At 68.4% G+C, this 263-nt stretch carries 1 protein-coding gene; it reads right to left on the bottom strand.

Translation table 11 applies throughout. The features are described from left to right. Positions 1 to 185, bottom strand: a 185-nt coding sequence (locus tag SB658_RS24775) for a hypothetical protein (protein WP_410603050.1), incomplete at its 3' end; no start/stop codon positions are given. Positions 186 to 263: the final 78 nt, after the last annotated feature.

Genomic DNA, 263 nt, shown 5'->3' with positions numbered 1-263 from the left:
CTGCAGGCCGTCATCGACCACGTCCACGCCAACGGCCAGAAGATCGCGACGAGCACGAAAAGCAGGAAGACGGTGCCGCCGACGACGATCTTGGCGGAGCGGAGTCCGTGCAGCCAGTCGAGGTTGCGCCCCTTCTTGGGAGCGGGCTGAGGCGCGGCGAGGGTGGCGGTGAGCGGGGTCGTCATCGGCGGGCCTCCTGACGGGTGCGGGGATCGAGCATCACGTAGGCGAAGTCCGCGACGAGGTTCGCCACCAGCACAGTG

It is taken from the genome of Bacillus sp. SIMBA_008 (genome assembly GCF_046535495.1).
GTDB lineage: Bacteria > Bacillota > Bacilli > Bacillales > Bacillaceae > Bacillus > Bacillus subtilis.
Note: the sequence above shows the minus strand (reverse complement) of the source record. Positions and strands in the feature narration are given on the sequence as shown.